Annotated in this window: 7 protein-coding genes; 3 read left to right on the forward strand and 4 right to left on the reverse strand. The window is 70.9% G+C overall.

Going from position 1 to position 7959, the window contains the following annotated elements:
* Positions 1-114 precede the first annotated feature (114 nt).
* The 4 genes from G6026_RS06470 to G6026_RS06485 form a co-directional block, all read right to left on the reverse strand.
* Complete coding sequence (locus G6026_RS06470; RefSeq protein WP_182612642.1) at positions 115-495, reverse strand: hypothetical protein; 381 nt, start codon at positions 493-495, stop codon at positions 115-117.
* Positions 496-546: 51 nt separating this feature from the next.
* Positions 547-1542, reverse strand: coding sequence for an LLM class flavin-dependent oxidoreductase (locus G6026_RS06475; RefSeq protein ID WP_182612644.1), 996 nt, complete (start codon positions 1540-1542; stop codon positions 547-549).
* A gap of 28 nt (positions 1543-1570) precedes the next feature.
* The gene (locus G6026_RS06480) at positions 1571-3187 is read right to left on the reverse strand and encodes an AMP-binding protein (protein WP_182612646.1); all 1617 of its coding nucleotides are present in this window, start codon (positions 3185-3187) and stop codon (positions 1571-1573) included.
* A 61-nt stretch (positions 3188-3248) separates the two neighbouring features.
* Positions 3249-4286, reverse strand: a complete 1038-nt coding sequence (locus tag G6026_RS06485) for an AraC family transcriptional regulator ligand-binding domain-containing protein (RefSeq protein WP_309234000.1) — start codon at positions 4284-4286, stop codon at positions 3249-3251.
* Positions 4287-4386: 100 nt separating this feature from the next.
* Here G6026_RS06485 and G6026_RS06490 point away from each other — a divergent pair, with 100 nt between their 5' ends.
* The 3 genes from G6026_RS06490 to G6026_RS06500 all read left to right on the forward strand — a co-directional run bounded on the left by G6026_RS06490 (position 4387) and on the right by G6026_RS06500 (position 7866).
* Positions 4387-5895 carry an NAD(P)/FAD-dependent oxidoreductase gene (locus tag G6026_RS06490; protein WP_182612650.1) on the forward strand — a complete coding sequence of 503 codons (1509 nt, stop codon included), beginning with the start codon at positions 4387-4389 and terminating at the stop codon, positions 5893-5895.
* On the forward strand, positions 5892-6665 hold the full coding sequence (locus tag G6026_RS06495; protein WP_182612652.1) for an SDR family NAD(P)-dependent oxidoreductase: 774 nt from the start codon (positions 5892-5894) through the stop codon (positions 6663-6665). Before G6026_RS06490 ends, G6026_RS06495 begins: the two co-directional genes overlap by 4 nt.
* 142 nt (positions 6666-6807) lie before the next feature.
* A complete protein-coding gene (locus tag G6026_RS06500; RefSeq protein WP_107755312.1) occupies positions 6808-7866 on the forward strand; it encodes an NAD(P)-dependent alcohol dehydrogenase in 1059 nt (352 codons plus the stop codon).
* Positions 7867-7959: the final 93 nt, after the last annotated feature.

Raw genomic sequence — 7959 nt, forward strand, 5'->3', positions numbered from 1 at the left:
TCCCGCCGATCTCAAGCTCGACGCCCTGGCACGGGTGGACAGCTGGGAACGCGAGGCCGGACAGCTGCCCGGGTGACCCCGACCACGGTCACGGTGGGTGCTCGTCAATGCCGCTCAGGCGCCGCGGCGGATGCGGTCGGCCGCGAGGATCATCGGCACCTGCAAGGGCAGGCGACCCCACGCGATCACCTGGTACGGCCACACGGGCTTGCGACGCCACGCGCGCACCATCTGGACGTTCCCGGGGAGCACCCCCACGAACAGGGCCATTGCCGCCGCCCCGCCCACGGCCCGCGTCCGCGGCACGGCCAGCAGCGCCGCCACCGCCATCTCGGCCACGCCTGACCCGTAGGTCCAGGCCCGGGCGCGTCCGGGCAGCTCCGGAGGGATCAGCCCGTCGAAGGGGCGGGGTGCCACGAAGTGCAGCGCGCCCATCGCCCCCAGCGCGGCGGGCATGGACCAGTACCGGACGGCGCGTGCCGTGTCGTTTCCCATTCGCCCGAGACTACGGCCCCCCGCGAGGGGCCGGCGGTCGACGGCGCGTCCTCAGCGGACGTTCGGCAGGACCCGCTCCCCCATCAACCGCAGCGACTCCCACGCGGCGGCGACGGGCATCCCGCCACACAGCGGGTGGCTCGTGATCAGACGCAGGTCGCGCGTGCGGACACGGTCGACGAGCTCGTCAGGCGTGGCCACCAGGTACACCCCCTCGGCGCGCAACTCACCCACCGAGCGGGCGTCGGAGTGCACGAACGACCCTCGACCGGGCCCCGTCTGCCAGGCCCGGTAGGCCTCGGCATCGGCGAGGAGGTACCCGCCGTAGCGGTCCCAGAAGTCGTCGGGATTCTCTGCGCAGAACACCGCGGCGGGGCCGGGAACGGGGGCCACCACGAGCCCGGGTTCGTGCCCGTTCGCGCGGCACTCGGCGCGGTAGAGCTCGGTGAGCGCGGGATCGTCGAGCTGTGGTTGGTAGTGCATGCCGAGCCGTCCCGCCCGCCTGGCGGCCGCGCCGCCGCCACCGAGGAAGACCAGCGGGTACGGGGACGAGAACGGCTGCGGTGTCACCACGGCGCGACGCGAACCGTCGACCGGATCGTCTCCGACGGGCTCCCCCGCCCACGCCGCGAGCATGGTCTCCAACTGCCGTTCGAGGCGGGCACCCCGCCCCTTCCAGTCCCGGGAGTGCATCGCGTACTCGACCGGCCGGTACCCGACGCCGAAGGTGAAGCTCACCCGCCCGGATGCCACGTGGTCGAGGACGGCGATGTCCTCCGCCAGCCGGACCGGATCGTACAGGGGCGCGACGAGGGCCCACACCGCGATCTGGATCCGTTCGGTCACCGCGGCGACCGCCGCCGCCGCGACGAGCGGCGAGGGGAGATAGCCGTCCTCCGACCCGTGGTGTTCGGAGAGGTTGACGGCGTCGTGGCCCGTCTCCTCCGCGTACCGGGCCATGTCGAGGGCGGCGCGGTAGCGGTCCCGCCGCTCGGCCGCGTCCGCGCCGCGCGCGCGGAAGTCGAAGCGGGTGACGACATAGACCATCAGGCGGGGTCCATCAAGAGGTGGTCCATCAGGACGCGGTGCCCGCGCGGGCGTCGGCGAGCACCGAGTAGGACGTGCCTCGTTCCTCCCGTTCCCACCAGGTGTCGTCGCGGCCGCTGGTGCCGCCGACGCCGTCCTGGATCAGTTCGCGCTTGAGGATCTTGTTGGTCGCGGTGGTGGGCAGGGCGTCGGAGAGCCGGACCCATCGCGGCCACGCCTTGGGTGAGAGATCCGGCTGGGCCGCCAGGAACTCCTCGAGACCGGCGGGGTCGAGTTCGCCGTCGTGGCGGACCACCACGGCCGCGGCGAGCTGGTCGCCGACGCCGCGGGGGTCGGGCAGTCCGTACACCGCCGCCCGGGAGACCGCGGGATGGCGGAGGACGATCTCCTCGACGATGCCGGCCGCCATGTTCTCCCCGTCGACCCGCAGCCAGTCGCCGCTGCGACCGGCCATGTACACGTTGCCGTCCGCGTCCCGGTACGCCAGGTCGCCCGACCAGTACATACCGTCCCGCATCCGCTCCGAGGTGGCCTGCTCGTTGTTGTAGTAGCCGGCGAAGAAGCCCGCCCCCTCGGTGTTGACCAGCTCGCCCACACACTCGTCGAGATTGGCCACCGCCCCGGTGTCGTCGAACACCGCCCGTGGGCACTCGGTCCCCGTCACCGGGTCGTACACCGCGACACCGGGGAACGGCTCGCCGATCGACTCGAGCGGTGAGTTCTCGGTCCGGACCACGATGATCGCCAGTTCGGTGGAGCCGTAGGCATCCCTGACGGTGCAGCCGAAGCGCTCGGCGAACGCGGGGATGTCCTTGGCCGCCGCCTCGTTCCCGAAGGCCGCACGGAGGGTGGTCTCGGCGTCGTCGGGGCGGGGCGGGGTGTCGAGGATGTAGGCGAGCGGCTTGCCCACGTAGTTCATGTAGGTGACGCCGTACCTGCGGATGTCGTCCCCGAAGCGGGTCGCGCTGAAGCGGCGGGCCAGCGCCATGGTGGCGCCCACGGCGATCGCGGGCGAGAAGCCTCCCATGATGGCGTTGGAGTGGAACAGGGGCATGGACAGGTACAGCACGTCATCGGCGGTGAGCTCGAACGACGGCGCGAGCGCCTCCCCCGACATGGTGACCGTGAAGTTCCCCACCCGGACCGCTTTCGGGTCGCCGGAGGTCCCCGAGGTGAAGATGAGCATGAACGGGTCGCCGGCATCGACCGCCGGGGGATCGGGCGGAGGCTCCGAGGCGGCGACGGTGGCCGCCCACTCGTCCGAATCCGTGTCGATGACCGTGACGTCCCCCAGGTCCAGTCCGTCGAGCAGGGGTGCGAGGTGGGAGTCGGTGAGCAGGATCTGGCAGTCCGCACGCCTGATGTCGCGCGCCAGCCCTTCGCCGCGCCGGGTCGCGTTGATGCCGGCGACGACGATGCCGCCGAGAGCGCCGGCGGCGAGGGCGTAGAGCATCTCCGGGGTGTTCTCGAGGAGGGTGCCCACATGCCGGGGCCGGGTGTCGTCGAGCATCGCGTCCAGGGCACCGGCGCGGCGGTCGGCTGCGGAGACGTACACGCGCCAGCTGACGGTGAGGTCCTCGTAGCGGATCGCCGGGGAGTCGGAATCGGCGTGACGGCGGAGTTGTTCGCGAACGGTGTCGGCCATGGGGGTCCTCGGGAGAGCGGAGATGTGTGACCCAGATCATAGCGAGGCCGGCTGACACTCGTCAGGAAAGTCCGATCGTCGATCGCCCCGCGACGCCCGTCCCTCTCCTGTCCGCCCGGAACTGCCTGGCCGTGACCCCCCACCACCGGCGGGCGTACTGACTGAACGTCGTCACGTCGTCCAGCGCCAGGGCCGAGGCGATCTGATAGAGGGGGATCTCGGTCGTGGCAAGCAGCCGAGCGGCCACGTCTCGGCGCGCCTCGTCCCGGATCGCGGAGAACGAGGTGCCCTCCCCGGTGAGGTGCCGCTGCAGGGTCCGCGGGGACACCGAGAGGAGCCCGGCGACGTCGCCGAGGGTCGAGGTCCCGGTGTCGAGGGACCGCAGCAGCAGTGCCCTGGTCCGCTCGGTGTAGGTCTGGTCGCGCGCGGGGCCGTGTTGGTCCAGGTAGCTCAGGGCGAGCTCATGGGCCACCAGGTCGCCGCCGGTGATCTCCCGACCGAGGAGCACGGCGGGGACGCGCAGCATCGCGGACGCCGCGAAGGGCCTGGCCGGGGCGGCGAAGAGCTCCCGATAGCGGCCCGGTGCGGTGTTGAGCGCGTTCGGCAACTCGACCGACAGCAGTCCGTATTCTCCCCCGAGGAGCGCGAGCATGGACCGGTGCAGGAACAGCAGGACCATGTCGACCGCCTGGGGCGGCAGGGCGACCGCGTCGTCGCGGTAGCCGAACCGCACCCCCAACACGCCGGGGTCCCCCTCCGGATCGGAGACCACGGTGATCTCGAGTGAGCGGGCGTGGAAGAACAGGTACTTGGAGGTCATCTCCAACGCCCGGGTGGTGGTCGGCGCGTGTCGGATGGCGGCGGCCACGGGTCCGAGCAGACCCAGATCCTGGCGCAACGCCACCCGCAGGCCGAAATCGGGACAGCGCAGTTCCACCGCCGCGGTCTCGAGGAGGAGCCCGATGGCGAGATCCTGCACGAGGATCTCGTCACTGTCCAGGGCGCCGGCCGGCAAGCCACAGCGCAGCGTCAGGTCGTCGGCGTCGCCTCCGAGCTCGTCGATCACCGTCCGGACGCCCCGCAGGCCCGCAGATCGCACATATGCCACAGCGAACACTGTCCGCCAGTTGGCGCGATAGAGCAACCTCTTGGCGCTTTACGGCAACTTGTCGAGCAAGATCGGGGCTATCGTCCTTTCCATGACAGTCTCAGCTGACCGCCGCCCCCCGGCCGGCGCACCCGAGAACCCGCTGGATCTCCTCATCGTCGGCGCCGGCATCTCCGGCATCGACCTGGCGCACCACGTCCGCAGCGCCTTCCCCCACTGGTCGTGGGAGGTCCACGACGCCCAGGACGACCTGGGCGGGACGTGGCACACGTTCCACTACCCGGGCATCCGCTCGGATTCGGACATGGCCACGTTCGGTTTCCCGTTCCGCCCCTGGCCGCACTCCTCGACCCTCGGCCAGGGCGAGGAGATCAAGGAGTACATCCGGGACACCGCCCGGGAGTGCGGCGTCCTCGACCGCCTCCATCTGCGCTCCTGGATCCGGAACGCCGACTGGGACGGCGAGAAGGGTCTGTGGAGGGTCACGAGCGTCCGGACCGAGAACGGGACGACCACTGAGCGCACGGTGTGGACCCGCCGACTGCACTTCGGCTCCGGGTACTACTCCCACTCGGCCGGCTTCCGACCCGACTTCCCGGGGGAGGAGGCGTTCGCCGGCGAGATCATCCACCCCCAGCACTGGCCTGAGAGCGTCGACTACGCCGGACGCACATTCATCGTGATCGGGTCCGGCGCCACCGCCGTCACCCTCGTTCCGGCTCTCGAGCAGCTCGGCGCCGAGGTCACCATGCTCCAGCGGACCCCGAGCTATGTCGCGCCCCTCCCCGAGAAGGACACCATCAGCGCCGTGTGGAAGCGCGTCCTGCCGACGCAGGCGGCCTACCGCGCCGCCCGGTTCACCCACGGCGCCCGTGACATGGTGCAGTACGTCGTCGCCCGGCGGTTCCCCTGGGCCTTCACGCAGGGGCTGCGGGCCCTGCAGGGCCGCTACATCTCGCGGGCACAGATCAACGAGCACTTCACACCGTCCTACAAGCCCTGGGACCAGCGGGTGTGCAAGGCCCCGGACGGGGACATCTTCCGGGCGATGCAGCGGGGCGCTCGGGTGGTGACCGGTCACATCGACACGTTCACCGAACGCGGGATCCGTCTGCAGTCCGGAGTGGAACTGGAGGCCGACGTGATCGTCTCCGCCACCGGTCTGGAACTCGAGGCGTTCGGCGGCGGGACCCTGAGCATCGACGGCCGCGAGCTCGACCTCGCCGACCTGACCACCTACCGCGGGATGATGCTCGCCGGCGTGCCCAACTTCAGCTTCACCGTGGGATACGTCAACGCCTCCTGGACCCTGCGGGCGGACATGGTCTCCCGCTACATGGTCAAGCTGTGGCGGGCCGGGGAGAAGAACGGTGAGAAGATCTACGCGCCGATCCCTCCCGAGGTGAAGGGGGACCGGCCACTGCTGGACCTCGACGCCGGGTATGTCCGACGCGGCGTGCACAAGTTCCCCCGACAGGGCACCGCCCGCCCCTGGACCTATGTGCAGAACTACCTCGCCGAGATCCCCGAGCTGACCTTCGGTGACCAGCGTCGCGACATGGCGTTCGACGCGCAGATCCCGCAGGAGGCCGTCCGATGACCCGCCGCGTCTTCATCACCGGAGCCGCCTCGGGGCTGGGTCTGGCGCTCGCCCGCGAGTACCTGGCGGCCGGCGACGAGGTCATCCTGACCGACCTGCACCCGGAGGCCCCACCCGCCGTGACCGGCCTCTCCGGCCAGTGGAGTTACCGCACGCTCGACGTGACGAACGACGACGACTGGGCGGCGGCCGCGCTCGCCGTCGACAGGTTGGACATCCTCATCAACAACGCCGGGATCGCGGTCGGTGGCCGGCTCGAGGCCACCTCCATGGACACGTGGAAGCGCATCGTGGACATCAACCTCCTCGGGGTGGTCCGGGGGTGCAGGACGATGGTCCCCACGCTCGGCCGTGGCGGGCGGGTCGTCATCACCGCCTCCGCCGCGGGTCTGGTCCACGCGCCGTCCATGGGCGCCTACAACGCGACCAAGGCGGCCGCGGTCGCACTGGCGGAGACTCTCGACGCCGAGCTCCGGCCCCGCGGCATCTCCACCTCGGTGATCTGCCCGCTGTTCTTCCGCTCGGGCCTCGCGGATTCCCTCTCCGGCGACGACCCGAAGGCGGACGAGGCGGCGCGCATGCTCCTCTCCAACACCCCCTTGACCTCGGAGAAGGTCGCCGCGAGGTCGGTCCGGGCGATCCAGGCCCGGCGGTTGGTCATCACCCCGGACGCGCTGAGCACGCTGACGTGGTACTCCAAGCGGTTCACCCGGATCCCTTTCCTGGCGGGGACGCGTCTCATCGGACGGGTGGTCGAGCGGAGGGGTTGAGCCGCTGTCCGCCGGCGGCGATCACGCCGGACGTAACCACCCCTGACGTGACGGACGAGCGGGGGCGACGCGATCGCCTCTAGTGTGGCGGGACACGCGATCAACAGCCTTTCCGCCACCCGCTCGACCCAAGGGAGATCACATGGACGTCGCCGCCGTCGCCGCCACCGCACCGGACGCGCCTCTGGAGAAGACCACGATCCGGCGTCGGGACACCGGGCCGGCCGACGTGCTCATCGAGATCGAGTACGCCGGCATCTGTCATTCCGACATCCATCACGTGCGCGGCGAATGGGGCCGGACCGCCTACCCCGTGGCGCCCGGACACGAGATCGTCGGCATCGTCCAAGAGGTCGGTTCCGAGGTCACCCGGTACGCGGTCGGCGATCGCGTCGGCGTCGGGTGCCTGGTGGGTGCCTGCCACGAGTGCTCGTCCTGCACCGCGGGCCAGGAGCAGGAGTGCGAGCGGGGGGCCATCGCGACCTACGGCTCGCCGCTGCCCGAGGGCGACCCCGAGGGTCCGGTGACGAACGGCGGCTACTCGACCCACATCGTGGTCGAGGAGCCCATGGTGGTGTCCGTCCCGGACGGCCTCGATCCGGCCTCGGCGGCGCCGCTGCTGTGTGCGGGGATCACCATGTTCTCGCCGCTGCGGCAGTGGAACGTCGGCCCGGGCACCAAGGTCGCCGTGCTCGGTATGGGAGGGCTCGGACACGTCGGCGTCAAGCTCGCCGTGGCGATGGGGGCCGAGGTGACGGTCCTGTCGCAGACGACCTCCAAGCGGGACGATTCGCTGCGCTACGGCGCCGTCGAGCACTACGCGACCGCCGGTGACGAGGGCAAGGCCACCCTGCGCGAGCTCCGCGGCACCTTCGACGTCATTCTCAACACGGTGTCCGCGAACCTGCCGATGGACCGGTTCCTCGCCCTGCTCAAGCCGCGCGGGGCACTGGTCAACATCGGGATCCCCACCGAGCCGATGTCGGTGCGGGCCGGGTCCGTGGCCGCCGGCCGCAAGATCCTGACCGGGTCCATGATCGGCGGCATCCCCGAGACCCAGGAGATGCTCGACTTCTGCGCCGAGCACGGGATCACCGCCGAGATCGAGCTCATCTCGGCGGACACGATCAACGAGGCCTACGACCGCGTGGTCCGGTCGGACGTGCACTACCGCTTCGTGATCGACGCCAAGACGTTCTGACCGACCGCAGCCCGACCCCCCGGGACGGGGACTCACCGGGGCGGGGACTCACGGGCCTGACTCACCGCGGGGCGACCCGCGCGAGCAGGTCCG

Origin of the sequence: Dietzia sp. DQ11-38-2, from assembly GCF_014145055.1 — a bacterium.
Taxonomy (GTDB): domain Bacteria; phylum Actinomycetota; class Actinomycetes; order Mycobacteriales; family Mycobacteriaceae; genus Dietzia.